We start from the raw sequence: 22,514 nt of genomic DNA on the forward strand, positions 1-22,514 counted from the left end.
AATTAATTTAAATGCTAGTTGTCATGTTATATAAAAAAAAGTGTTTTGTAAATTTGTTTAACGAACCAAAACAAATAAATTTTACAATGAATTCTTTCAATACGTTAGTAGCCCAAATTCTGAACTGTGTTGCTTTGGTAGAATTTACAAGATAACCTACAGAAATAATAGCATCTAAATTACAATATTCTAAATATCGAGTCACTTCTCGTTCGCTTTCAATTTGAATTGTTCGCAATTTCCGAACAGTTGCCACTTTTTCTAATTCTCCACTTCCGTAAATAGTAGCAAGATGTTCACTAATAGTTGATTTTCCAACACCAAAAAAGTCTACCATTCTTAGTTGTGTAAGCCAAATAGTTTCATCTTGTATATAAGCTTCAATTTTCTCATAACCGCTTGGAGCAAAATATGATATGGAGTTGTTGTTACTTGGTAGTATATCACTCATAGTGTTTGGCTTTTGGGAGTAGGTATTTTTCGTCAACTTTTTTTATAATCTTATGAAGGCTTCAAATTATGATTTAGTTATCCTTATTTTTCTGTAATTGATCCAATGGAGAATCCGTTTCATAGGGCACTTTACCAGAGGGCACCACTAAAGAGGTAGATTGCAAATGAGTATCTTGGTCATCAAAGAAAATATGGGCTCCAAAAGCTTCCAATACATGGTCTTTAGCCAAGCCTCCTAAAAAATACACTTCATCTACATAAACACCCCATTTTCTCAAGGTTTTAATTACTCTTTTGTGCGAAGGAGCGCTGCGTGCCGTAACAATAGCCAACCGCAAGGGTGAGTGTTCTATTTCCATTGGAAAGTGTTCTTGTATTTTAGAAAGTTTAATTAATAATTTAGCAAATGGTCCTTCGTTTAAGGCATCATTTTCATGTTCTTTTTCATAGTCTTGAAAAGAATCCAAACCTTCGGTTTTATAGCGATATTCCGATTCCTCAGAAAATAAAACTGCATCGGCATCAAAAGCTATTTTTACTCTAGTGTCAATAGGATTAAAATCAGTAGGAGGAGCATACAAATAAGCTGCAGCACATTTTTTAGAATCAATCACGCGTTGCACTTCGGTACTATCTTTAGATAAAAACAAATCAATGTCATACGCCTCAATATAAGGAGACAAAGGTTCTCCACCAGTAAAAGCCACTCTGGTAATATCCAGTTGGTGTTGTTCTATCGAGTTTAAAACCCTAAAGCCTGTTTCGGCACTATTACGAGACATAACAACCACTTCAACTATTTTCTTATGGGCAATTTTATTCAATTCCAACAAACTTTTAACCAAATAAAAAGCAGTGCCAGGCGCTAATAGTTCCTCTTCTTTTTCTAATTGATAAGCTCTAAAAGCAGCAATACCTTGACTTTGAAAAAGATCATTTTCAACTTCAAGGTTAAACAACGCTCTCGTAGAAACGCCAATCACTAATAGTTCAGAAAGGTCAACAGCCATCAAATAGATTAAAAATCAAATATACCAAAATACAACTATAAAAAAAATTATACATAAATTAATTCCAAACTTAAAACCAAACATCAAAAATAAATTTCAGTATAGACAAATAGTGTCGATAATAAAAAAAAACAGCTGGCAATAAATTAATGAACTCTAAAAATCGCATTTTAATTCACCTTCATAGTTTTCAATTAGATAACTATTTTATTATTATATTTGATAGTTTAATTATTTCAAGTAGTCTTTCAGGATTATTAGAATGTAAAATAACCCTTTCTAATTGATTTTTGTAAATGTATTTGTTACTCTTTTCCAAATTTTCAGTTTCATTCATCAATTGTAAATTGGAATAGTGATTTAATATTTTCATGTCTTCTCTGTTTTGTCCTAAACTTTGTGGTACACAATGATCGATATGAAGTCCCTTGTCTGTATGCTTTAGATCCCCATAATTCAACCATTCCAAAAAGTTTTGGTAAGAAATTCCAAGTATAGTTTCAGTTCTAGAATCTTTACCAAACCGTTTTAATGAATTTTTTAACAACTTTCTTATCTTGTGGCATTGCCTACATTTGGTATGGATTTTTCTCTCCCCATTAATAACTCTAGAATCAAAATCATTAAAATCTAAAAATAATTTGCAATCACCACATTGTCTTGATACTAGAAGGCCATTTTCAATTTTATGTTTTTCAAGATTACTGGATGTAATATTGATTTCAATTTTACCTATTTTATGGTCAATAATATGTTTCATAAATTACTTAATAAAAATTGTTTTTTCAAAGTTCAAATACTTTTTCAATATCGTTTTTGAAAATGATTCGTTGTTAAATTCTTTTAATAATTCCAATTTTAAAAAATATTGTTTATTATCATTAATTGATTTAAAATAAAGTAAAGAATATATTAATTCGAAAAGTTCATCATACTCATCAATACCCATCTGAATTTCTTCTTCTGAAAATTGCGCTAATAGTTCTTCATCAGATGCCTTCTCTATTTTTAAACTCTTTTTCAACTCTTCCGACGTAATTCCTATTGCATCATAATAGTCATTTAAAAAAGCAGTTGTCTCTTGCTTAAAAGGTTCTTCCATAATAGTAAATTTTAATATTTAGAGTAACTACTTAAAAAAATTAAGAAATCATCAAGATGTGTTTTAGTATTGTTATCAAATTCCTCAAGTAATTCAGTTGAAAACTCAGAGTTTGCTTCAAGTAAATCAGTTACTTTACCAAAAAAAACAATTTTATAATCCGTTAATACAGCATTCAAATCAGTAGTAAAATCCTGGGGTAATTGCTCATATAAACCAGTGTTAAAATAGTCCAAATACACTTTTTGCAATGAATCAAACACCTCAATTGGGATACTTGTATATTCTTGATTTATATGGTCCAACAGAACTAGAGCAGGGAGCAAGTTTATCCATTCCTCTTCATTGTTAATAAAGTAGAATCCACCGCACCCCATAGTATCTTCCATAAACAACGCATATCCGTTTAATAATGGTTTATGTTTAGTAGCATTGAATAAAACACTTTCATAATTTTCAAAACCTGAAAAGCAAAAAGTAAACGTTTCAAAATCAATTTCAGCTTTCTCAGAAGTATTGATAAATCCCATATCAATGCCAATAAAAACGCTATTCGATATTGGTCCACAAGCAGTTCCTGAATCACAAAGTTCAAACAAAACGGTATTAGTATGGTTCTTTAACTTTACATGCACCAAAACATCAAAAGCTTTAGTTGCTTCTGAAGCATCGAATTTAAAGTTGTAGTTGTTATATTTTCCTTCAAGTAGCTCTTCTAATGCCTCATTATAGAGAAGTCTAATTTCTGGTTTTTCATCAATGAGCTTTCCTCCATCAATATCTATAAAATGAAACAAAGTAGCAACAGAAGAATGATAATTATCCTCATATAAAAGTTGTTCGCCAGTAACAGGACAATAAAAAGGAGTTGCTTTCCTAGATAAACGAAGGTATTGCATAGAGTAGTTAAATTAGTATGAAGATATCAATATTTTTAATTTAATACAAATATAAATCGCAACATCGCCATATTGTGTCTGTGTAAAATATTTGGATAAATTAAAAAGTGTAAATAATTGCACTAATCACACTTTCTTGTTAATAACCAAATACAAACGATTAATAATATCAGCCAAAGTACCATATTGTTCATTTTGTAAATTTTAAATTAATCTTTAGTATGATAAAAAATATAACCAATTATTAAACCGATAAAGATAAAAAACCCCAATCCTTCTAAATAGGTTGTCAATAAAAACAATACAACTAAAGCTAATATTATAACAATGTAATATTTCATAATTTATGATTTTAATTATTTATGAATCACTTTCGAACACTTAGAACAAAACCATATTTTTTCTCGGTCCACTTGTTGTATGGTGCCTTTGGCATCATTCATCAAACAATCTTTGTGATGGGTGCAATGTATAAGTCCTAAATTATGGCCAATTTCGTGCAGCGCTACTTTTTTAAGACGAACTAACATTTTTTGTGTAGTTACACCCTTTTTAAGTCTAAAAGTGGAGATAACACAGGTTTTTCCTGGTCGTAGTCCAAGTCCAAAAATGCCCCATTCGGTAAACGAAGTACTTTTTCGGTAGGCGATATCTTTTTCTGTAATTAGTAAAAGATTTTCATTTGATTTGAATTTATTTAAAATTTTACTGGCTTCATAACGGGTTTTACTAGCGGCTAAAATATCCTTTGTAAGATTTACTTTTGGTTGAATTACACAAGTATAGCCATAGAAATCAGTAACTGAATTTTTAACGTAGGTAAGGTATTTTTGATTTACATCTCCAAGCGGTTGGATGTAAATAGTTTTTGGTGTATGGGTAGTAAATGAGCAAAAAATCCCAACCAACAATAGCAATACTATTTTTTTCATAATTCTATTTTTTATAAATTGTTATGGTTTAATTTCAATTGTACAACCTACGCTAACAGCAGCATACAATTCATCTATTTCGGTATTCGTAACGGCAATACAGCCTAAAGTCCAATCTTGCCAACGGTGGAATTTACCAATGTAACCCTTTCTATTTTTTAAGCCATGAATTTTAATATCACCACCTGCAGGTTTGCCCAATCTTTTAGCTTTCGCCATATCATTTTGATTGGGATAAGAAATGCCCAAGTTTTTATGCCAACCACTATTCGGATTTTTATCATGGATAGAGTACATTCCTTCAGGAGTTTTTTGATCGCCTTCATATTCTTTAGCACCAACTGGATTTCTGCCTAATGATATAGTATATGTTTTTATTAATTTCCCTTTGCTGAATGCTAATAATTGATGTTTTGATTTGTATACTATCATAGCATCTATTTTTGAATTTTTAGGTAATTGATATTCAGGATAAAAGTAATATACGAGCCATCCTAAAAGAAATAAAAAAGAGAAAACAAAAATTTTTTTCATGGGAACAAAAATAATTATTTAGTTAGTCTATAGTCAAATCCAATATCTTTTGGCATTATATTGGGATTATAATCATATAGCCAGTAATTGAGTTCTTTTAAATGATGTATAAGCACGCTGTATTTAATTTGATTTTTTTTAAGGGTAAAGTAATCAACATCTTCTTCAAAGTTCAGTTTCATATAATTGTCCAACGATAATTGACTAACTTTATTTTGAATTTCTCTGATACTTACTCCTTTTGTAGTTATTCCTAATAAATTAATTTCAGAAATAATGAGTGAATAGGAGGAAAATACGCCTACTTTTTCACCCCTTTCATTATAGTAATGAATGGAGTGGATAGCTGTTTTCTTTTTTTTATAATGGGTGTTATACAACATAGGTTACGATGCTATAGGTACTAAAGTAATTAATCTAGCAGGTTGATTTATTGTGCCATATACAATTGCGTTTTGTTGGTATTTATTCCCCAATGCAATCGCTTGCTCTTCTGAAATATTGGCTACAAAAAAACTAGGTTCTGGTGGCCAATTTCCAATAGTGTCTTTTCCTTCTGCTTCAAGTATTTTATAATCTTTCAAATCCAATTTTAATGATTCGTTTAATGCGCTATTTTCTTCGATTGGTAAAACATTAGAAAACGGATTCCAAGCGGTTATAAAGCACCAGTTTGTAATTTCATTTTCTTTTAAAAAGGTTTGTAAAGCTTCGTTTTCTTGTCCAATAAAAATTGCAATTTTGGATTGAATTATTTCATAACAAGTAGCTTTGTAAGCTTCTAATAGAGTAGTTGGTATCATAAGAGTGTACTTTAGGTTTGAATGGAAGTACAGAAATAAATAAAATTATTTTCTTATACAAATTAATACTTGTTTTTTAGCATTTTTAAAAAGTCTTGAACTACTTGCTTTATTGCTGTAAATTGTTCTGATTTTTCATTTCCTGGCTCCAGTAAATACAATCCTCTATTAATTTCTAGCATAATAGAATGTACGTTTGGATTTTTTTGATAAAAAGCCATTGGTACTATGGTACCACTATATGGCCAGTCTACTCCTAAACTATATCCTTTTTCTTCAAAAAATGCAACGGAAGCATCGATGAGGAATTGTGGCGTATGAAAAGGGTCAATCCCAATATTAAAATCAGGACGTTGAGGAGATTGATTTAAATCGCGAGTAACGGGTGTCGAAGGATAAGAGTGGCAATCAACGATTAAACAGGTTCCGTTTTTTTCCAATTCGTTAGAAACCGCAAAAGTAAATTCATTATGATGCTTCCAATAGTACTCTTGCATGATACTATTTCTTAGATTTGGTGTAACTTCTCTCATTAATTCACCTGAATCAAAATGCGTATAAACAGCACCCATTCCATATTTTGACATTACTTCATCAGCATCATTTTCAAATCGTTCTACGTCGCAAAATATTCTAGAAAATGGAGCTTTAATCAGGATATCCGATGACGAGAAAAACAATTCGTCGGTGTACCAATCGGTTAATTTTAATTGTTCCTTTTCAATTTTTAATTGGTCGTTGATATAACCATCATAGAAAGGTATAACAACAGAAGCATGTGGTATATGTAAGAGTAATTTTTTCATTTTGATTTAGTTAAATTGATTTTGTGATTGATAGTAACTGATTTACTGATATTTTTTTTAATTTTCATTTATTCCAATCTGATAAAGAATAGCCGAATAATTATCAATAGAAAATTGTGCACATTGTTGGTTGATGGTCGTTATGATTTCAGTGCATGAATCATTAGATTTAAACAGTGCCATTAAATCATCTTCAATGAAAGCTTCTAATACGCCATCTGAAATCAGTAAAAAATAATCATTTTCTTGAAGGTCTGTTACTATATGACAATCTAGTGGAGTAGGAGGTTGGTTCCCATTTATGATTCGTGTAACTTGATTTTTATTGGGATGAAAATACTGTTCTAGTGTTGTGATTTCACCTTTATCAATAGCTTCGTTAACCCATGTATGCCCTTTTGTTTTATAGTTGCAATGTCCATTTCTGATATGGTAAACTAAGCTATCGCCAATCCAAGCAATTTGTATTGACTTGGTTGTCAATCGAGTCAAAGCAATAGTGCTAGCCATTAGCATCATGGATGAATTTTTCTTCTTAAATTGTATAATTGCATCCGCTATTGTAACTTCTAAATTCGATAATTCGAAATTAGGATTGTTTTTATAAAAGTTATTTACAGTTGCTGCCACTAATTTTGAAGCAACTTGACCATTCCCATTTCCTCCCACGCCATCACAAATCAGGTAAAGTGCTTCTTTTTCAAATACTATAGTATCTTCATTTACAGCACATTGTCCTTTTTCGGTTAAATAAGCTTCTGATTTGATGTATATCATTATTATTAATGTTTTTTAGTTAGAAATGAGAATGATGGTTGCTTTTTTGTTCTTTGACTTTATTGTTTTTGAAATATTGTTTAACCTTAAATTCTTTGATTTTACATAAGCATTTGTTTTAAGTTACTAATTATAAATAATGTTGCACATTCATACCAATCACTTTGTTGTCTTGTGTAAGTAATGTACCACCACCTGGAATATTGGTACTAAATTGGATACCCTCTTCATCAAAATAATAAGATGTTTCAGGACCTTCCACCAAGCACATTTTGATGGGTTTAGCTTTCTCTGCTTCGATTTTGTTTTTAATCCATAAACAATGTTCAATAATTTTTTCATGAAGCGGTGCGGAATACTCTTGTTCGAAATCTTTTATCTCTTGTTCAGAAATACCATTGATATGGGTGCCTGGATAATTAATAAAATCATTGTTTTTATTAAAATGGATTGGAATTTGCATAAATAAAGCATAGCCCACTTTTAGTATTACATAAGGGAACTTGCCATAACCATCTTTAAACATTTTATGTTCGTGCCAATTTTCGTTTTCTTTATTTTTTGAATTAGTATCCATAACTAAACAAATAAATTAATATGTGTTACCTCATTTAACTTAAAACTAATCGGAAGAGGTAATAAAAGAATCTTTTTGTACTGAGTCGTAATGGAAAACTGCATTTCAGATTCGTTACAATTAAATGCGGCTCCTTTAAATAGAATCCCATCATCTTCTTGATTAAAATACAACAAAACATAGGGATACATTTTGGTAAGTTCAAGTAAAGTATTTACCTGTTGGTGTTCTAATTCAATAAATAAAGGCAAATTACCTTCTTTAAGTTCGTGCACTTTTAAAAAAGTGTCCTCCGTTTTTTTGACCACACCCTCAATTTGAAGGGAAGTGTGGTCATTAAAAAAAACGTACAATACATTTTTCATACAAATAATGATTAAGTTAAACTATCGTTACTTGTATTTCGAAAATAAGGTTTGTCTGGGTAAACTTACGTTTATTTTGACCGGACGGGCCCGTATTGTTTTACCACCGTGGTGTCTACACTCGGTTGGTACCCTAAATGGGTTCGAAATACTTTGCAGAGATATTAATAAACTTTCAATCTACAAAATTTTTAACAACATTTCTATATAAATAATTTTAAAGTTATTGATAATTAATATTTTAAATAATTTTTATTTTATTAAAATATTTTTATTGTATGTTTCATTTTTTTTATTTAATTATGCACCCAGCATCTGGAAGGAATTTATTTCCTGCCAACCGATCAGCTCACGACACGGTGGTTTAGTATGCGGAACAGTCGTTCAAATGTGTTGAGAAATATTATTTTTTACCGTTTTGATACGACATGACAATAAGTGTATAATTTTAATTGCTATGTTATGAATCAGTTTGCCGAACAAAGAGAGCAGTGGATTAATCAATTCAAGAGTTATTCTGATGAATCGTTAGTCAAGACTTTTAATGGAAATGTAGGCCTAAAAACTTTCGGAGTTTTACTCAGTATATACCTCAATACTTTGGAGCAAGAAATAATAAGTAGAGGTTGGGATTATTCTGAAATTATTTCAATTTGTCCGAAAACGAATACCTTACTTTCAGTCTCTTATGCATTTCCTGTTGAATTAATAGGTAATAAATTAGTGCCTATTAAAAATTACTTTTGGTTTAATAAACAAAAAGTATATATTAATTAAGCATCAAGATAATCCATTGGGTTAGCCAACCGATCAACTCACGACATGGTGGCTTAGTATGCAGAACAGTCGTTCAAATGTGTTGATAAATGCAATTTTTAGTTACATTTTTTTGGCATAACAGTAGTTTCATTTTTAATTTGTTATGTTTATGAAAACATCAGCTATCTCATTAATTGAGAAAAATAATACAGCGATAACGATATTTATGACCATTTAAATAGTTTGTAAATTCAAAAAAAAACTCAGAGGAAACATATTTTAGTAGTTTTTATATTCAAATATAAAGCATATAATAATGAAAATTAAAAAATTAAAATCCATTGGATTCAATATAACGGTCTTTTTACTACCATTCTTATTCATGGTAATTGTGAATGAAACAATTGCCCTTAAAAAGAAGGAAAAAGGCTATCGAGTTAACACGATTGAAGCAATAAATAGTAATAAAGCAGATGCCAAACAATGTACGTGGATATGTCATAATAACACGTTGTATTGTAAAAAACATCATACGAAATGGCTAAAAACCAGTTTTCCATATACCGACCCAATTTATTTTGGAACCATTCGATTACTAATGGCAACAGGTAATTATGGAGCAGCAAATATATTGCTATATGTAGTTTTCTTTCCTTTGACGATTGGAGTACTTATTATTTGGAATCGTCATTTAACTATAAAAATCGCAACTCTAAAAAAGCATAAAAATGGAAATAATTGAAAACTTAGGTGGGCAACTGTATGTGTATTGCACCGATTTTATTATTAACATGTCAAATCTAGTAGGAATATCTTATTATGAATTTAATTTCATTGTTTTTTGCATAGTGTATCCATTTCTTTTGCTGTTTTTAGGAATTAGGTTTCTTTATTTGAACTATAGCTTATATAAGTTTAAAAAATCGACACTGTAATGCAACAAACAAACCATATCGTTTTTTTTTAACCGGAGCCGTATCAGTCAAGAAAGCTGCATTAGTACCTTTCGTGATGCCAATGGCTTATGGAACAAGCACAAAATAGAAGAGGTAGCTTCACCTGAAGGTTTTGACAAGAATCCGCAATTGGTTTTAGATATTTACAATGCAAGAAGAAGACAATTAGATCAGGTAGAACCTAACGAAGCGCATCATTTGATTGCCCAATTAGAAACCAAATACAAAGTAACTGTAATTAGGCAAAATATCAAGAGTGGAATTTATAAGCTAAAAACAGCTTTAAAGGCTTGTATTCTTTGGTAAATAGATTTTAAATTGATTGTGGGCTAAATGTGGACTAGGGCTAGAAATAAAAAACCCTAACTAATTCATAATCAATTGTTAGGGTTTTAATTATGCGGAGAAAGAGGGATTCGAACCCCCGGACCTGTTACAGTCAACAGTTTTCAAGACTGCCGCATTCGACCGCTCTGCCATTTCTCCAGTAAGACGCACATACTTCCGTATTGCGGATGCAAATATAGTAACCTTTTTTTGTTTTCCAAATAGATTTTAAACAAAAAAACGATTAATTTTTATTATAAAAACTAATCGTTTCATTTTCTATACTTTAGAAATTTAAATTCTGCTTTTTTTTTGCATTAATAACCCACGTAATCTGTGATTTCTAATCCATATCCAATCATTCCTACACGTTTTGTGTGTTGCGTATTGGTGATTAATCGTATTTTAGAAATGTCAATGTCGTGCAATATTTGGGCTCCAATACCAAAATCTTTCGCATCCATTCTAATTTGTGGTGCATTAATGATTCCTTGCTCTTGTAATACTTTAAGTTCTTTCAAACGATTCAATAAATCTAAAGATTGTACTTCTTGATTTATGAAGATAACGGCACCTTTGCCTTCTTCGTTAATCAATCGGAACATATCATCCAGTTTCTTGTCGGCATTGTTGGTCAAGGTTCCTAAAATATCGTTGTTGATTTGTGTCGAATTGATACGTGTCAGAATAGAATCGCCTTTACTCCAACTTCCTTTGGTTAAAGCTACGTGAACTTGTTTATTGGTGGTTTGTAGATAAGCTCTCAATCGAAAAGTTCCAAAACGGGTTTCTATCTCAAAATCTTCTTTTTTTACAATTAAGCTATCGTGTTGCATTCTGTAAGCCACCAAAGCTTCAATGGAAACTAACTTTAAATCAAACTTCTTTGCCACTTCAACCAATTGTGGTAAACGAGCCATTGTTCCATCTTCGTTCATGATTTCAACAATAACTCCAGCCGATTTAAATCCAGCTAAACGTGCAAAATCAATTGCAGCTTCTGTATGACCAGTTCTTCTTAAAACGCCACCTTGCTTTGCAACCAACGGAAAAATATGACCAGGACGCGCTAAATCATATGGTTTTGTGTTTTCATCTACTAACGAAAGAATCGTTTTTGCTCTATCGGAAGCAGAAATTCCTGTAGTAACGCCATTGCCTTTCAAATCTACAGAAACCGTAAAAGCAGTTTCCATGTGGTCAGTATTGTTTCTAACCATCGCTTGTAAATCCAATTCTTTACAACGACTTTCGGTTAATGGTGCACAGATTAATCCACGACCATGTGTAGCCATAAAGTTAATCATCTCGGGAGTTACTTTTTCGGCAGCAGCCAAGAAATCGCCTTCATTTTCTCTATCTTCATCATCAACAACGATAATAACTTTACCCTGACGAATGTCTTCGATAGCTTCTTCTATAGTGTTGAGTTGTATATTATTTGACATGATCTTTATTAGTAGTTAATGTGTTCAAAGCTTTTTTTGTGTAAAGGTAAAGTAAACCATAAAAAGGAAAACCAGTTAATAACGAAATACCCATACCTGGTTCAATTGTTATACATTGAGCTTTGCTTATTTTTGAAACTATTTGTTGTGATTGATATATAAAATATAGTAATACTATAAGACTTAATCCAAACAAAATTGTGGTGATAATTGAATTATTCATAAACCATACTATACAGGTTATGAATGTTATAGCATAAGCGATTAGCCCAAAATTGGCATACTTTTGATGTTTTTCGATATGTGATTTAGTATCAAATAAGGCATCAATAGTTTTCGGAGTTGCAATAGTCGCATTTTCTTGTGTTTTTTTTGTGAAAAACTTTTGTAAAGGAAGTAAAACACCATCAAAACTTACCATACCTCCAATGTCATTAATAGCTCTATACGTGAGTAAAACAGCTAGAGGAGTTAATACAATCGACGACATCCAAACGCCCATAAAGGGTGTCATTCCGTCTTCTTGAGCTACTCTTTTTCCAAAAGTATTGATAAAATGGAATACAATAAAAATCGCTACTGCAAATACAATAGGTAATCCCAAACCACCTTTTCGGATGATAGAACCTAGAGGAGCACCAATAAAAAACATTAACAAGCATGAAAAGGCAATCATGTATTTATCATGTAGTGCAATCCAATGTTTGTTGATACTTTTCTGTTTAGCTTGCATTTCAAAAATGGAACTGTCAATAGAAAAAACAGTGTTTTCTATATTACTGAAGGCAATTTTTACTATCTCACTTTTCTGACTATCAGTAAGATTAGCCAATAAATTATTTGATGAAACTTTAGTTCTTACTTGTGTACTATCAGGTTGATAGAAAGTGTTTTTTATCCCAGTGCGCAAATATATATTCTCGGTATAGGAGCGAAGGTCTTTTTTATAATTGGTATTAAGTGAATCAATAGTAAATTGTAACTCACTAATATTTAGCATGGTATTGGTATTAGAAATATCTACTTCGTCCATACTTGTCTGATTCAATTTGGATAAATCAATATTTATTACATCACGTTTGAAGGTTCCTTTAGCAAATGGAATTCTAGGACGTTCTTCATATTTTTTTGGAATTATATCTTCATAATAGTTTCCGTCTGTTAAAACTAGTTTTAAAGTATTGGATGACTCACTACTTATTAGTTCACCTTTTTTAGCTTTTATAACTGTAGTGTTTCCTTCACCATTAGGAAGTTTCCTGTGAATGGTAACACCAGTTAGAAAGTTTCCTTTTTCACCTGATTTTTTATCTACTTTGATGGTATAATTTCCAACTTCACTAAATTGGCCTTCAGCAATAGCCATAGCTGGCTTAACTTGAGCAATATTTCGTCTAAAGTTAATGAATTTATATTCAGCATAAGGAATTACATTATTGGCAAAGAAAAAGGATAAAATGCTTAGTAAAATTATAAATACTGTGATGCTTCTCATGGTTCTCTGAAAAGAAATTCCAGAAGATTTCATTGCGGCAAATTCGTAGTTTTCTGCCAAGCTTCCAAAAGTCATAATAGAAGCCAATAATACAGATAAAGGTAATACTAATGGAACGATTCTTGGCATGGAGAAGAGTAAAAATTTTACGACCAAAAGGAAGTCTAAATCTTTACCAGCCAACTCTGAAATGAATAGCCAAACGGTTTGAAGTATGAATATAAAAAACAAGATTACAAATACCGTAGTAAATGTAATCAGGAATGATTTTAATAAATACTTATCTAATATTTTCACAAAAGCTAATCTAATTTATTGATGTAGTAGTTAGGATATTTACTCGCTACAAATGTAAATTGATTTTTTGACAATGGCTGATTGGTTTTGAAAGAATTAACAGTCAATGTGGTTTTTGTGCCATTTTTGCCAACTTCTATAAGGTTGTAAATGGTTTTAGTTTCAACATCAATTCCCAACAAAACCTCTTTACGTTGGTCTTTCGCGCTATTCGGAATTAATTTGATGTATTGAATTTTACGTCCTTTAATGTTTTGAGAAATATCCATAGAATATTTATAACCACTATTGAAAAACGTTAGCATTTTGGCAGGTGTAATAGCTTTATCATCTTTGTCATTTACACTTGAAATAGTAACTTCTTCATCTTCAGGATTTATAGTATAGGATTTTTTTCCGTCGTAAATTTTAGTTACGCCCATAAAATTAAGAACATACTTATTTCCTTCTAAAGTAACATTTCCCTTGCTTTCTTGGTTGATGTTTTCTTTGGCGTTATTCAAAGTGTATTTAAAATCAATAACGATGTTTTTATAACTTTTGATTTTTTCAGTTACATCGTCTAAAAGCTCTTTAGCCTTTTTATCTTGTGCATTAGCGGTTAAACTAACAAAAAGTAGTAACGCAATTGACAGAAATTTATTCATTTTAATTATTGTTTTGTTCATTGTTTAAAAATTGATCTAAAGCTACCAAGTCAGGAATGTTTACACTTCTAGCTTTGCTGCCTTCAAAAGGTCCAACAATTCCGGCTGCTTCTAGTTGATCTATTAGTCTTCCGGCACGATTGTAACCTAGTTTCAATTTTCTTTGCAATAATGATGCCGAACCTTGTTGCGCCGTTACAATTATTTCTGCAGCTTCTCTAAACATGGAATCTCTTTCAGAAATATCGATGTCTAATTTCACGCTACTTTCTTCGCCAACATACTCAGGAAGCATGAAAGCACTTGCATACGCTTTTTGAGAACCAATATAATCTACAATTTTTTCAACTTCAGGTGTGTCTACAAAAGCACATTGTACACGAACTAAATCATTTCCGTTAGAAAACAATAAATCTCCACGTCCAATCAATTGGTCAGCTCCACCAGAATCTAAAATAGTTCTTGAGTCAATTTTTGAGGTTACTCTAAAAGCAATTCTTGCAGGGAAGTTAGCTTTAATCATACCCGTAATTACATTAACCGAAGGTCTTTGTGTGGCAATGATTAAGTGAATTCCAATAGCACGAGCTAATTGCGCCAAACGAGCAATTGGTGTTTCCACTTCTTTTCCGGCGGTCATAATTAAATCGGCAAACTCGTCGACCACTAGTACAATGTACGGTAAAAATTGGTGTCCGTTTTCAGGATTTAATTTTCTTTGTTTGAATTTTTCATTGTATTCTTTAATGTTCCTAACCATTGCATCTTTTAATAAAGAATAACGGTTGTCCATTTCTATACAAAGCGAATTCAAAGTGTTGATTACTTTACTATTATCGGTAATAATGGCATCTTCAGAATCAGGAAGTTTTGCTAAATAATGTCTTTCAATTTTGTTGAAAAGCGTTAACTCCACTTTCTTTGGATCGACCAAAACAAACTTCACTTCGGCAGGATGTTTTTTGTATAATAACGAAGTTAAAACCGCATTCAAACCAACTGATTTTCCTTGCCCAGTTGCTCCAGCCATTAAAAGGTGAGGCATTTTTGCTAAGTCAAATACGAAAGTTTCGTTAGAAATAGTTTTTCCTAAAGCAATTGGTAATTCCATTTCGGCTTCTTGAAACTTTGCAGAGGCAATAACCGTTTTCATTGGAACCATAGTTGGATTCTTGTTTGGAACCTCAATACCAATTGTTCCTTTTCCTGGAATAGGAGCGATGATACGAATCCCCAATGCTGAAAGTGAAAGCGCAATATCGTCTTCCAAACTTTTAATTTTAGAAATACGAATTCCGGCTTCGGGAACAATTTCATAAAGTGTTACCGATGGACCAACAGTTGCTTTGATTTGAGCAATATCTATTTTGTAGTTACGTAACGTTTCTACAATGTTATTTTTATTATCTTCAAGTTCCTCTTGATTGATGGTAATTCCGACGCTTGAGTATTCTTTCAGTAAATCAATAGTTGGAAATTTATAATTAGATAATTCCAATTTAGGGTCAAATAAACCAAAATCTGCTACTAATTTGGCTGCCAAATTTTCTTCAACAGTGTCTTCATCTTGCGATTTTTCAATTACAAAAGCTTCATCATTAGTTTTGATTATTTCTTTAGCAGGTTCTGCTTTTGGAGTTATGGGTTGCTCAATTTCTAGTGAAAGAGAAGCTGATGGTTTTGGTTCGCTTTTTAATGTAGGTTCCAATTCAATTTCTGAATAACTTGAAATTGTTGGTTTCAACGTTTCTTTATTGATTTCAAACTGAGAGGTTACTGGTTTGATATAAGGTTCTTCAAAAGCTTCATCTAAATCGTCTTTTGATTCCTCAACGGCATATTCTTCAAGATTGTAAGCTCCACTTGCATCTTCAGAAGGTTTTGATTTCATAGCATCAATATCTTCTTTGAATTCTTTTTGCTTCTTCTCAAAAAATATTTTAATGCTGTCAGGAGAGATTTTGATTTTGAATAACAAATAAATTACTAAGCCAAAAATCAATACTAAGAATGTTCCAATTTTTCCGATGTAATCTTGAAAGAATTGATTCATCTCAAAACCAATCGTTCCACCAAGTTCAGGAATAGAATTGGCAAAGAATCCGAAAAGTATGGATAAGATGATGATGGCAAATAAATCCCAAAACCAAGTTGATTTTAATTTCTTTAATGGTAAATCTAAAACCATGAAAGCACCAGTAATGAAAAATAATTTTACAAAAAGAAACGATGCAGCACCAAATCCTTGGTAAATAAAGAAGTCAGCTAAAAAAGCACCCACTTTTCCCAACCAATTTTCTGCAGGTTTATTTCTGTCAGAAAGAGCAGTAACTATACTTTGGTCATTTTCTCCATGCATAAACAAAAAGTAAGAGATAAATGCCGTCAACAATCCTATGGATAAAATCACCAAAAGACAACCAAAAACTACTTTGTATTGTCTTTTCATTTTCCAAGGAAGTTTTTCTCCTAGTTCGTCAGATTTTGTATTTTCTTTTTTTACTTGTTTTGCCATTCGAAATTAAATAGTTGGTATAAAAATAGAAATTTTATGTTGTAATCAATTAAAATTTTGGAATATAAATAATGCATCCAATGGCAATGGCTGTCATCGCAGCGAAAAATACTGCTCCAGCTGCAATGTCTTTTATAAAACCAATTCGTTCATGGTACTCAGGATGAATGAAATCGGCCACTTTTTCTACAGCAGTGTTTAGACCTTCAATTCCAAGGACCAAACCAATAGCTAAGGTTTGAATCAGCCATTCTTCGTGAGAAATTTCAAAGTAAAAACCAGCAATAATCATTACAACAGCTAAACAACTTTGTATCATTACGCTGTGTTCGGTTGAGATTAATTTGATGGCTCCTCTAAAGGCAAATCCCATACTTTTAAATCGTCCAGTTAAGAAGGTTTTATCTCTTTCAAATTCCATTATAGTGATGCTAAAGCTGCTTCGTAATTAGGTTCGTCTGCAATTTCACCAACTTGTTCAACGTGTTTTATAACTCCGTTTTCGTCTAAAACGATAACTACTCTTGAATGTAATCCTGCTAAGGGACCATCAACAATTTCTAAACCATAATTTTTTCCAAAACTTCCTTCTTTGAAATCAGATAGATTTACAACATTTTCTAATCCTTCAGCACCACAAAAACGTTTTTGAGCAAAAGGTAAATCTCTTGAAATACATAACACTTTTGTGTTTTCTAAAGCACCTGCTTTCGCGTTAAATGTTCTTACAGAGGTAGCACAAGTTCCAGTATCAATACTTGGAAAAATGTTTAAAACCAATTTGCTTCCTGCATAATCAGCTAAAGAAGCTACAGATAAATCGCTTTTTACTAATTGAAAATCGGTTGCTTTTGAACCTACTTGAGGTAAAGAACCATTTGTGTTTATTGGGTTTCCACCTAATGTTATTGCTGCCATAGTTATAGATTTTTTAAGATTTCAAAAGTATGAAATTATTTCGGAATTGAGAAGTTTGATTTGTAGTATAAATTTAACATAATAATTCGCTTTATATAATTGTTTTATCGTAATATTGCAATATAATAATTATTTATTAAAATGGGAGCATCTAAATCAGAATCATTTTCAGACGAGCATAACGAAATGGCATCGCTATTTAAAGCACTTTCACATCCAGCAAGAATTGCTATTGTCGATTATTTATTGTCGGTAGATTCATGTATTTGTGGTGATATTGTAAACGAATTACCATTGGCACAACCTACAATTTCGCAACATTTAAAGGAATTAAAAAACGCCAACATCATAAAAGGAACTATAGAAGGCACAGCCATTTGCTATTGCATAAATCCGGATACGATAGATAAAATAGAAAATCATTTTGGAATGATTCGACATAAGTTAAAGAATAAATGTTGTTAGTTTAGACTTGCTTAGATTGTTAGACTAAGACTACTATTATTCTACAATTTAAACAGTCTAAGAAATCAAAAATGTTTAAGAAGTCTAACAATCTAAAAATCCAACAATCTAAAAATCTAAAAAATGAAACTATCAGAAATAAAAAATCAGTTAAAAAACCTTACTCAAATTGCTTTCCAATTACCAAACGGCGAATTGGTTCCAAGTCATTTTCACGTTACTGAAGTAGGTAAAATCACTAAACATTTCATTGATTGTGGTGGCGTAGTTCGAACTGAAGAAGTTGTGAATTTCCAACTTTGGGAAGCCAACGATTATGATCACCGATTGCAACCTGAAAAATTGGTTCACATCATTGAATTATCGGAGGCTAAATTGCAAATTCCGGATTTAGAAATCGAAGTAGAATACCAAATGAAAGAAACTATCGGAAAATTCGGTTTAGATTTTGATGGAACTAATTTCCAATTAAAATCAAAACTAACCGATTGTTTAGCAAAAGACAATTGCGGAATTCCACCAGAAAAATTGAAAGTAAAAATAGGAGAGTGGAAACCAAAAGAAACTTCTTGTTGTACTCCAGATTCTGGTTGTTGTTAATAATGTAGCATAAGGTTTTTCAAAGTTAACACAAAGAAATTTGAATTAATAAGATTATTAGAGTTTGGAAGTTTAATTGCCAAATGACTATTTACTATTTACTAATTACTTTTTACTAAAATGTTAGAAAATCTATCCAAAACCATAACAACTATTTCAAAAATTTCTGTTCCAAACGAGCGAAAAGAAGTTTTAAAACCTTTGATTAATTATATCCGAAATAAAGTAAACTACAACGAAGAAATTCGTCTAAACTTCATTTGTACGCACAATTCTAGAAGAAGTCATTTGTCGCAAATTTGGGCACAAACTATGGCTTTTCAATTCGGAATCAAAAATGTGTTTTGTTATTCTGGTGGAACGGAAGCCACAGCGATGTTTCCGAAAGTTGGCGAAACATTGGTAAATCAAGGTTTTGAAATTCAGAAGTTGAGTAAAGAACAAAATCCTGTTTATGCAGTTAAGTTTGATACAAATCAACATCCGATTATATGTTTTTCTAAAACGTATTTTGATGATTTTAATCCGAAAAGTAAGTTTGGAGCCATCATGACATGCAATAATGCCGATGAAGGTTGCCCAATGGTTTTTGGAGCAGAAGCCAGATTTCCAATAAAATACGACGATCCAAAAGCTTTTGACGGAACCGATTTAATGAATGAAAAATACGCAGAAAGAAGTTTGCAAATAGCTTCTGAAATGTATTATGTGTTTTCTCAAATAATAAAATAGTATGAAAGAGTTTGTTATCAAATATAAGAAACCAATTATCATAACGATTTCGATAATTATTCTACAATTGATCTGGGGCTTTGATCCAAAATTTTGTTTGATAAATTTGATTTGGTTGCTAGTTTAAGATAATTATCAGTATTCAAAACATTGTTTTGGCAAGTACTGACCAAAACAAATTTTAGTTTATTTAAGTTCAGAAAGGATTAATTTTTTCTGATTCATTGTGTTTTTCATTGCCTTTTCTCTAACTTTAGGATCTTCGCTGTTGATAAGATCAAAATATTCAACAGGAACAACCTGCCACGACAAACCATATTTGTCTTTACACCAACCACAAGAACCTTCTTGACCACCATTTGCAGTCAAAGCTTCCCAATAATAATCTACTTCTGCTTGGTCTTTGCAATTAATAACAAACGAAATAGACTCATTAAATTTGAAATAAGGTCCAGCAGCTAAAATGCTAAATTCTATATCACCAATTTCCATAACCGCTGTTTCGAAGCTATCTTGACCACCTTGCTCTTTCGCTTCCGTTGGATTTTTATATTGTCGGTATTCTTTCATTTTACCTTCTTTGAAAATAGAAAGGTAATACTCTACAACTGCCTTTGCATCTTTATCAACCCAAAGACAAGGTGTTATTTTTTGCTTAATCGAAGCTGCTTTTTTTGTTTCTGTTGGATTGGAAGTGGAATCCGTTTTGCTGTTATTGGAAGCATTCTTTTGAGAATCTTTACAACCCATTAGACTTGCTATTGTAAATGCAGTTAAAAGAATAAGTTTGTAGTTTTTCATTTCTAGTTTTTTATTTGTTTTTAAGCACAATTCTTTGTTAATAGCTGGCAGTTTAATCCCATATTAGTAAGCATAATAAAACTGACAATGAAAGTATCAATCCGATTGTTAAAATAATTGGTATAAACTTGGTTCGTTTTCTGTTTTCATTTCTAATTACCGTCCAAATAATCAAGCTTATTATTCCAATTGGATATGCTATAAAAAGTGCAGCATTATAGGTCCAAACCATTCCTATCCAGGCAAACCAAATTGCAAATATTAAACCCAAATAAAATAAAAAATCATTTTTAGTAAGCTTCATTTCTTATTTCTTTAGGTAAAATTTAAAAATTGTTTCTTTTATTCATGATTTTTTCCTTGGTGATTGCAAGCACTAACTTTAACAAACCTACAAATTTTCTTAGAAAGATAGAGTAGTGGGAACCAGTATATTTTTCCGCGAAGATTAAAATAGCAAGCACAAACACGTGTTAGCGCAAGTTATTAATTTTATTTTGTTTGTTTTTCGGAAATCTTCTCTTTTTTAATTTTTTTAAGGCCTTTTCTTAAAAAGGATATTAAAAGAAAATAACCAATTGAAAGTCCCAATATATTGAACAATATATTTTTAGTAGAAATTGGAATATTGTAATTCATAAATAATACTCCAAAAGTTATTGCAATTATGAAGAATGAAAGAAACAATAACATTACTGAACTAAAAACAATTAAAAACCAGCCGAATATTTTTTCCATATAGTAATTTTCAATTTCTGCGGATATGTAAAATTTGCACCAACGTTCCCAAGCCTTAGGTCTGTTGCTGTTTTAGTCACAGACCAAAGCAAATATATCGAAAAATTTGAAAGAAAAAACATGATTGAAATGAAAAAGATAAGAGACCAAGCTTCCAAAAAAGTCATACAGCAGTAATAACAGAAAACGTTCGCTGTACTGTTTTTTATTTATTCTAAAGCTTTAATAAATTGTTTCATTTCGTTCATTTTACCCACTGTAATTCTTGTCCATTTACCTTGCTCTTCATATATTCTTCCTCCTTCAATATTATTGTTTTCTAATTGCTTAAAATAGTCCTTGTTATATTTTGCAAGTGAAAAATAGATGAAATTTGTATTAGAAGAAATGCACTCACAATTTAATTTTTGGAGTTCGTTGATGGTATATTGTCTTGCATTTTCATTTAATATGTAGCAATTTGAAACAAATTTATCATCTTTCAACGAAGCAATAGCAGCAAGTTTTGATACTACACTAACGCTATTATTTGTATTGGATTGCGAATTTGCTAATTTATCAATTATTGTTTTGTTTGCAATTGCATACCCAATTCGTGCTCCAGCCAAACCATAGATTTTGGAAAATGTTTTGACGATAATAATATTTTTGTGGTCATTTACGATATTGCTAAGGGATTGCTGTTTAGTAAAGTCCAAATAGGCCTCATCAATTAACACAATTGTATTTTGTGAAATCCTGGTTACACATTCTACCAATGCTTCTCTTTCACAAATTGTTCCTGTTGGGTTATTTGGATTACAGATATAAACCAATTTTGTGTCTTGGTTTACAGCTTCCAGCATAGCTTGCAAATTAATTTTCTTGTCGGTTGTAAGTGGTACTTTAATTTTCGTTAAACCTAAATAATCTAATGTAACTGTCCAATAATCATAGCTTGGGTCTGCAATTACATAATTTGCGCTGCCATTCACCTTCGGTTCGTGTCCTTTGTCTTGTGATACCAATTTTGCAACCAAGTCTAAAATTTCAGTTGAACCAGCTCCCAACAATATGTTTTCGTCTTTAACACTATTTCTTTTTGCAAGGTCAGCAATCAGTCGAGTCGCAACATCCCAATTATAGCGGTTACTAATATTCACATTATCAGCAAATGCTTTCCTTGCTAATGGAGATGGACCATAAGGATTTTCGTTTGACCTTAACCGAATTAGGTTTATATCTTTTTCTTCAAAGATGTTTTCTGTTGTTGGTACTGCAAAACTTTCAAACGGAATAATCCCTAAACCTACAATCCCTAAACTTGTTTGTTTTAACCAATTTCTTCGATTATTCATAATTTTCTAATTTAAAATGCAAACACAATATTTTAAGATCAAATAATAGGTCGATTTATTTTTGGATTTGTTTCATTTTTTTCCTTTTAAGTTTGTGTTGCAATAAAATAGCACGCAACGTCAGACTGTGAAAAAACTTCACAATCTCATTAACAAATATAGTTAAAAACTTGTACTAAAAATAGAATTTTTGTAGTTTTAATGATGCAACATATTCAAGG

Annotated in this window: 27 protein-coding genes, 1 tRNA gene, 2 pseudogenes and 3 riboswitches; of the genes and pseudogenes, 6 read left to right on the top strand and 24 right to left on the bottom strand. The window is 31.3% G+C overall.

Translation table 11 applies throughout. The annotated features are described in order from the left end of the window. Positions 1-7 precede the first annotated feature (7 nt). The 13 genes from rhuM to ABD771_RS10170 all read right to left on the bottom strand — a co-directional run bounded on the left by rhuM (position 8) and on the right by ABD771_RS10170 (position 8,258). Entirely contained in the window at positions 8-451 is a 444-nt protein-coding gene (gene rhuM / locus ABD771_RS10110) for a RhuM family protein (protein WP_345094123.1), read from the bottom strand. A 73-nt stretch (positions 452-524) separates the two neighbouring features. Continuing rightward, the gene (locus ABD771_RS10115; protein ID WP_345094125.1) at positions 525-1,463 is read right to left on the bottom strand and encodes a 5'-nucleotidase; all 939 of its coding nucleotides are present in this window, start codon (positions 1,461-1,463) and stop codon (positions 525-527) included. 202 nt (positions 1,464-1,665) lie between these two features. Next, positions 1,666-2,223: a hypothetical protein gene (locus ABD771_RS10120; RefSeq protein WP_345094127.1), complete on the bottom strand. Its 558-nt coding sequence runs from the start codon at positions 2,221-2,223 to the stop codon at positions 1,666-1,668. A gap of 3 nt (positions 2,224-2,226) precedes the next feature. After that, entirely contained in the window at positions 2,227-2,565 is a 339-nt protein-coding gene (locus ABD771_RS10125; protein WP_345094129.1) for a hypothetical protein, read from the bottom strand. A gap of 11 nt (positions 2,566-2,576) precedes the next feature. After that, positions 2,577-3,464, bottom strand: coding sequence for a hypothetical protein (locus ABD771_RS10130; RefSeq protein WP_345094132.1), 888 nt, complete (start codon positions 3,462-3,464; stop codon positions 2,577-2,579). Positions 3,465-3,820: 356 nt separating this feature from the next. Next, positions 3,821-4,396: a matrixin family metalloprotease gene (locus tag ABD771_RS10135; protein ID WP_344816518.1), complete on the bottom strand. Its 576-nt coding sequence runs from the start codon at positions 4,394-4,396 to the stop codon at positions 3,821-3,823. Positions 4,397-4,417: 21 nt separating this feature from the next. Continuing rightward, positions 4,418-4,828 (bottom strand): L,D-transpeptidase family protein, encoded by a 411-nt coding sequence (locus tag ABD771_RS10140; RefSeq protein WP_345094135.1) that lies wholly within the window; start codon positions 4,826-4,828, stop codon positions 4,418-4,420. A 116-nt stretch (positions 4,829-4,944) separates the two neighbouring features. Further along, positions 4,945-5,313 carry a hypothetical protein gene (locus tag ABD771_RS10145; RefSeq protein ID WP_345094137.1) on the bottom strand — a complete coding sequence of 123 codons (369 nt, stop codon included), beginning with the start codon at positions 5,311-5,313 and terminating at the stop codon, positions 4,945-4,947. A 3-nt stretch (positions 5,314-5,316) separates the two neighbouring features. Beyond that, positions 5,317-5,733: a DUF3293 domain-containing protein gene (locus ABD771_RS10150; protein ID WP_344816515.1), complete on the bottom strand. Its 417-nt coding sequence runs from the start codon at positions 5,731-5,733 to the stop codon at positions 5,317-5,319. 62 nt (positions 5,734-5,795) lie between these two features. Further along, positions 5,796-6,539 (bottom strand): N-formylglutamate amidohydrolase, encoded by a 744-nt coding sequence (locus ABD771_RS10155; protein ID WP_345094139.1) that lies wholly within the window; start codon positions 6,537-6,539, stop codon positions 5,796-5,798. A gap of 57 nt (positions 6,540-6,596) precedes the next feature. Continuing rightward, complete coding sequence (locus ABD771_RS10160; protein ID WP_345094142.1) at positions 6,597-7,316, bottom strand: PP2C family protein-serine/threonine phosphatase; 720 nt, start codon at positions 7,314-7,316, stop codon at positions 6,597-6,599. A gap of 130 nt (positions 7,317-7,446) precedes the next feature. Next, positions 7,447-7,893, bottom strand: a complete 447-nt coding sequence (locus ABD771_RS10165; RefSeq protein ID WP_345094144.1) for a hypothetical protein — start codon at positions 7,891-7,893, stop codon at positions 7,447-7,449. A gap of 2 nt (positions 7,894-7,895) precedes the next feature. Next, on the bottom strand, positions 7,896-8,258 hold the full coding sequence (locus tag ABD771_RS10170) for a hypothetical protein (RefSeq protein ID WP_345094147.1): 363 nt from the start codon (positions 8,256-8,258) through the stop codon (positions 7,896-7,898). 62 nt (positions 8,259-8,320) lie between these two features. Further along, a riboswitch (SAM-I-IV-variant riboswitch) is annotated at positions 8,321-8,415 on the bottom strand. Positions 8,416-8,564: 149 nt separating this feature from the next. Next, positions 8,565-8,660, top strand: a riboswitch (SAM-I-IV-variant riboswitch). Positions 8,661-8,720: 60 nt separating this feature from the next. On the opposite strand from ABD771_RS10170, the gene ABD771_RS10175 reads away from it, so the two are divergent. From ABD771_RS10175 to ABD771_RS10185, 3 genes and pseudogenes are all read left to right on the top strand, one after another. Then, complete coding sequence (locus ABD771_RS10175; RefSeq protein WP_345094149.1) at positions 8,721-9,035, top strand: hypothetical protein; 315 nt, start codon at positions 8,721-8,723, stop codon at positions 9,033-9,035. Beyond that, positions 9,031-9,126, top strand: a riboswitch (SAM-I-IV-variant riboswitch). It overlaps the preceding gene by 5 nt. A gap of 207 nt (positions 9,127-9,333) precedes the next feature. Then, on the top strand, positions 9,334-9,759 hold the full coding sequence (locus tag ABD771_RS10180; protein WP_344816509.1) for a hypothetical protein: 426 nt from the start codon (positions 9,334-9,336) through the stop codon (positions 9,757-9,759). A 208-nt stretch (positions 9,760-9,967) separates the two neighbouring features. Further along, positions 9,968-10,225, top strand: a pseudogene (locus ABD771_RS10185) (Sir2 family NAD-dependent protein deacetylase); the annotation flags it as partial. A gap of 149 nt (positions 10,226-10,374) precedes the next feature. Here the strand turns inward: ABD771_RS10185 and ABD771_RS10190 are convergent. The 7 genes and pseudogenes from ABD771_RS10190 to tpx form a co-directional block, all read right to left on the bottom strand. Beyond that, positions 10,375-10,459: transfer RNA gene (locus ABD771_RS10190), tRNA-Ser, on the bottom strand. Between the two features lie 158 nt (positions 10,460-10,617). Beyond that, positions 10,618-11,748: a 3,4-dihydroxy-2-butanone-4-phosphate synthase gene (gene ribB, locus ABD771_RS10195; protein WP_425556476.1), complete on the bottom strand. Its 1,131-nt coding sequence runs from the start codon at positions 11,746-11,748 to the stop codon at positions 10,618-10,620. Positions 11,749-12,118: 370 nt separating this feature from the next. Further along, positions 12,119-13,540, bottom strand: a pseudogene (locus tag ABD771_RS10200) (LptF/LptG family permease); the annotation flags it as partial. A gap of 5 nt (positions 13,541-13,545) precedes the next feature. Then, a complete protein-coding gene (gene lolA1 / locus ABD771_RS10205; RefSeq protein ID WP_345094182.1) occupies positions 13,546-14,187 on the bottom strand; it encodes an outer membrane lipoprotein periplasmic chaperone LolA1 in 642 nt (213 codons plus the stop codon). 1 nt (position 14,188) lies between these two features. Next, positions 14,189-16,702 (bottom strand): DNA translocase FtsK, encoded by a 2,514-nt coding sequence (locus ABD771_RS10210; protein ID WP_345094154.1) that lies wholly within the window; start codon positions 16,700-16,702, stop codon positions 14,189-14,191. A gap of 49 nt (positions 16,703-16,751) precedes the next feature. Beyond that, on the bottom strand, positions 16,752-17,123 hold the full coding sequence (locus tag ABD771_RS10215; RefSeq protein ID WP_345094157.1) for a diacylglycerol kinase: 372 nt from the start codon (positions 17,121-17,123) through the stop codon (positions 16,752-16,754). Then, positions 17,123-17,620: a thiol peroxidase gene (tpx, locus tag ABD771_RS10220; RefSeq protein WP_345094160.1), complete on the bottom strand. Its 498-nt coding sequence runs from the start codon at positions 17,618-17,620 to the stop codon at positions 17,123-17,125. Before tpx ends, ABD771_RS10215 begins: the two co-directional genes overlap by 1 nt. Positions 17,621-17,761: 141 nt before the next feature. Between tpx and ABD771_RS10225 the strand changes: the two genes are divergently transcribed. The 3 genes from ABD771_RS10225 (at position 17,762) to ABD771_RS10235 (ending at position 19,417) form a co-directional block, all read left to right on the top strand. After that, positions 17,762-18,085: an ArsR/SmtB family transcription factor gene (locus ABD771_RS10225; protein ID WP_345094162.1), complete on the top strand. Its 324-nt coding sequence runs from the start codon at positions 17,762-17,764 to the stop codon at positions 18,083-18,085. A 123-nt stretch (positions 18,086-18,208) separates the two neighbouring features. Then, positions 18,209-18,685, top strand: coding sequence for a DUF6428 family protein (locus ABD771_RS10230; RefSeq protein WP_345094165.1), 477 nt, complete (start codon positions 18,209-18,211; stop codon positions 18,683-18,685). Positions 18,686-18,805: 120 nt separating this feature from the next. Further along, positions 18,806-19,417, top strand: a complete 612-nt coding sequence (locus ABD771_RS10235) for an arsenate-mycothiol transferase ArsC (RefSeq protein WP_345094167.1) — start codon at positions 18,806-18,808, stop codon at positions 19,415-19,417. A gap of 186 nt (positions 19,418-19,603) precedes the next feature. Here ABD771_RS10235 and ABD771_RS10240 read toward each other — a convergent pair whose 3' ends face one another. The 4 genes from ABD771_RS10240 to ABD771_RS10255 all read right to left on the bottom strand — a co-directional run bounded on the left by ABD771_RS10240 (position 19,604) and on the right by ABD771_RS10255 (position 22,293). Next, a complete protein-coding gene (locus ABD771_RS10240) occupies positions 19,604-20,218 on the bottom strand; it encodes a VOC family protein (RefSeq protein WP_345094169.1) in 615 nt (204 codons plus the stop codon). Between the two features lie 52 nt (positions 20,219-20,270). Next, complete coding sequence (locus ABD771_RS10245) at positions 20,271-20,522, bottom strand: hypothetical protein (RefSeq protein ID WP_345094171.1); 252 nt, start codon at positions 20,520-20,522, stop codon at positions 20,271-20,273. 188 nt (positions 20,523-20,710) lie between these two features. Next, positions 20,711-20,956, bottom strand: coding sequence for a hypothetical protein (locus ABD771_RS10250; protein ID WP_345094173.1), 246 nt, complete (start codon positions 20,954-20,956; stop codon positions 20,711-20,713). Between the two features lie 209 nt (positions 20,957-21,165). Further along, positions 21,166-22,293 (bottom strand): pyridoxal phosphate-dependent aminotransferase, encoded by a 1,128-nt coding sequence (locus tag ABD771_RS10255; RefSeq protein WP_345094176.1) that lies wholly within the window; start codon positions 22,291-22,293, stop codon positions 21,166-21,168. Between the last annotated feature and the right edge of the window lie 221 nt (positions 22,294-22,514).

This window comes from Flavobacterium chungnamense (assembly GCF_039539165.1).
GTDB lineage: Bacteria > Bacteroidota > Bacteroidia > Flavobacteriales > Flavobacteriaceae > Flavobacterium > Flavobacterium chungnamense.

Bases quoted from the DNA above. Each gene is read 5' to 3' on its own strand.
- tpx (WP_345094160.1), bottom strand. From the start codon at position 17,620: ATGGCAGCAATAACATTAGGTGGAAACCCAATAAACACAAATGGTTCT.
- ABD771_RS10160 (WP_345094142.1), bottom strand. From the start codon at position 7,316: ATGATATACATCAAATCAGAAGCTTATTTAACCGAAAAAGGACAATGT.
- ABD771_RS10165 (WP_345094144.1), bottom strand. From the start codon at position 7,893: ATGGATACTAATTCAAAAAATAAAGAAAACGAAAATTGGCACGAACAT.
- ABD771_RS10175 (WP_345094149.1), top strand. From the start codon at position 8,721: ATGAATCAGTTTGCCGAACAAAGAGAGCAGTGGATTAATCAATTCAAG.
- rhuM (WP_345094123.1), bottom strand. From the start codon at position 451: ATGAGTGATATACTACCAAGTAACAACAACTCCATATCATATTTTGCT.
- ABD771_RS10145 (WP_345094137.1), bottom strand. From the start codon at position 5,313: ATGTTGTATAACACCCATTATAAAAAAAAGAAAACAGCTATCCACTCC.
- ABD771_RS10250 (WP_345094173.1), bottom strand. From the start codon at position 20,956: ATGGAAAAAATATTCGGCTGGTTTTTAATTGTTTTTAGTTCAGTAATG.
- ABD771_RS10115 (WP_345094125.1), bottom strand. From the start codon at position 1,463: ATGGCTGTTGACCTTTCTGAACTATTAGTGATTGGCGTTTCTACGAGA.
- lolA1 (WP_345094182.1), bottom strand. From the start codon at position 14,187: ATGAATAAATTTCTGTCAATTGCGTTACTACTTTTTGTTAGTTTAACC.
- ABD771_RS10180 (WP_344816509.1), top strand. From the start codon at position 9,334: ATGAAAATTAAAAAATTAAAATCCATTGGATTCAATATAACGGTCTTT.
- ABD771_RS10140 (WP_345094135.1), bottom strand. From the start codon at position 4,828: ATGATAGTATACAAATCAAAACATCAATTATTAGCATTCAGCAAAGGG.
- ABD771_RS10240 (WP_345094169.1), bottom strand. From the start codon at position 20,218: ATGAAAAACTACAAACTTATTCTTTTAACTGCATTTACAATAGCAAGT.
- ribB (WP_425556476.1), bottom strand. From the start codon at position 11,748: ATGTCAAATAATATACAACTCAACACTATAGAAGAAGCTATCGAAGAC.
- ABD771_RS10135 (WP_344816518.1), bottom strand. From the start codon at position 4,396: ATGAAAAAAATAGTATTGCTATTGTTGGTTGGGATTTTTTGCTCATTT.
- ABD771_RS10130 (WP_345094132.1), bottom strand. From the start codon at position 3,464: ATGCAATACCTTCGTTTATCTAGGAAAGCAACTCCTTTTTATTGTCCT.
- ABD771_RS10120 (WP_345094127.1), bottom strand. From the start codon at position 2,223: ATGAAACATATTATTGACCATAAAATAGGTAAAATTGAAATCAATATT.
- ABD771_RS10125 (WP_345094129.1), bottom strand. From the start codon at position 2,565: ATGGAAGAACCTTTTAAGCAAGAGACAACTGCTTTTTTAAATGACTAT.
- ABD771_RS10235 (WP_345094167.1), top strand. From the start codon at position 18,806: ATGTTAGAAAATCTATCCAAAACCATAACAACTATTTCAAAAATTTCT.
- ABD771_RS10225 (WP_345094162.1), top strand. From the start codon at position 17,762: ATGGGAGCATCTAAATCAGAATCATTTTCAGACGAGCATAACGAAATG.
- ABD771_RS10170 (WP_345094147.1), bottom strand. From the start codon at position 8,258: ATGAAAAATGTATTGTACGTTTTTTTTAATGACCACACTTCCCTTCAA.
- ABD771_RS10255 (WP_345094176.1), bottom strand. From the start codon at position 22,293: ATGAATAATCGAAGAAATTGGTTAAAACAAACAAGTTTAGGGATTGTA.
- ABD771_RS10150 (WP_344816515.1), bottom strand. From the start codon at position 5,733: ATGATACCAACTACTCTATTAGAAGCTTACAAAGCTACTTGTTATGAA.
- ABD771_RS10230 (WP_345094165.1), top strand. From the start codon at position 18,209: ATGAAACTATCAGAAATAAAAAATCAGTTAAAAAACCTTACTCAAATT.
- ABD771_RS10155 (WP_345094139.1), bottom strand. From the start codon at position 6,539: ATGAAAAAATTACTCTTACATATACCACATGCTTCTGTTGTTATACCT.
- ABD771_RS10215 (WP_345094157.1), bottom strand. From the start codon at position 17,123: ATGGAATTTGAAAGAGATAAAACCTTCTTAACTGGACGATTTAAAAGT.
- ABD771_RS10210 (WP_345094154.1), bottom strand. From the start codon at position 16,702: ATGGCAAAACAAGTAAAAAAAGAAAATACAAAATCTGACGAACTAGGA.
- ABD771_RS10245 (WP_345094171.1), bottom strand. From the start codon at position 20,522: ATGAAGCTTACTAAAAATGATTTTTTATTTTATTTGGGTTTAATATTT.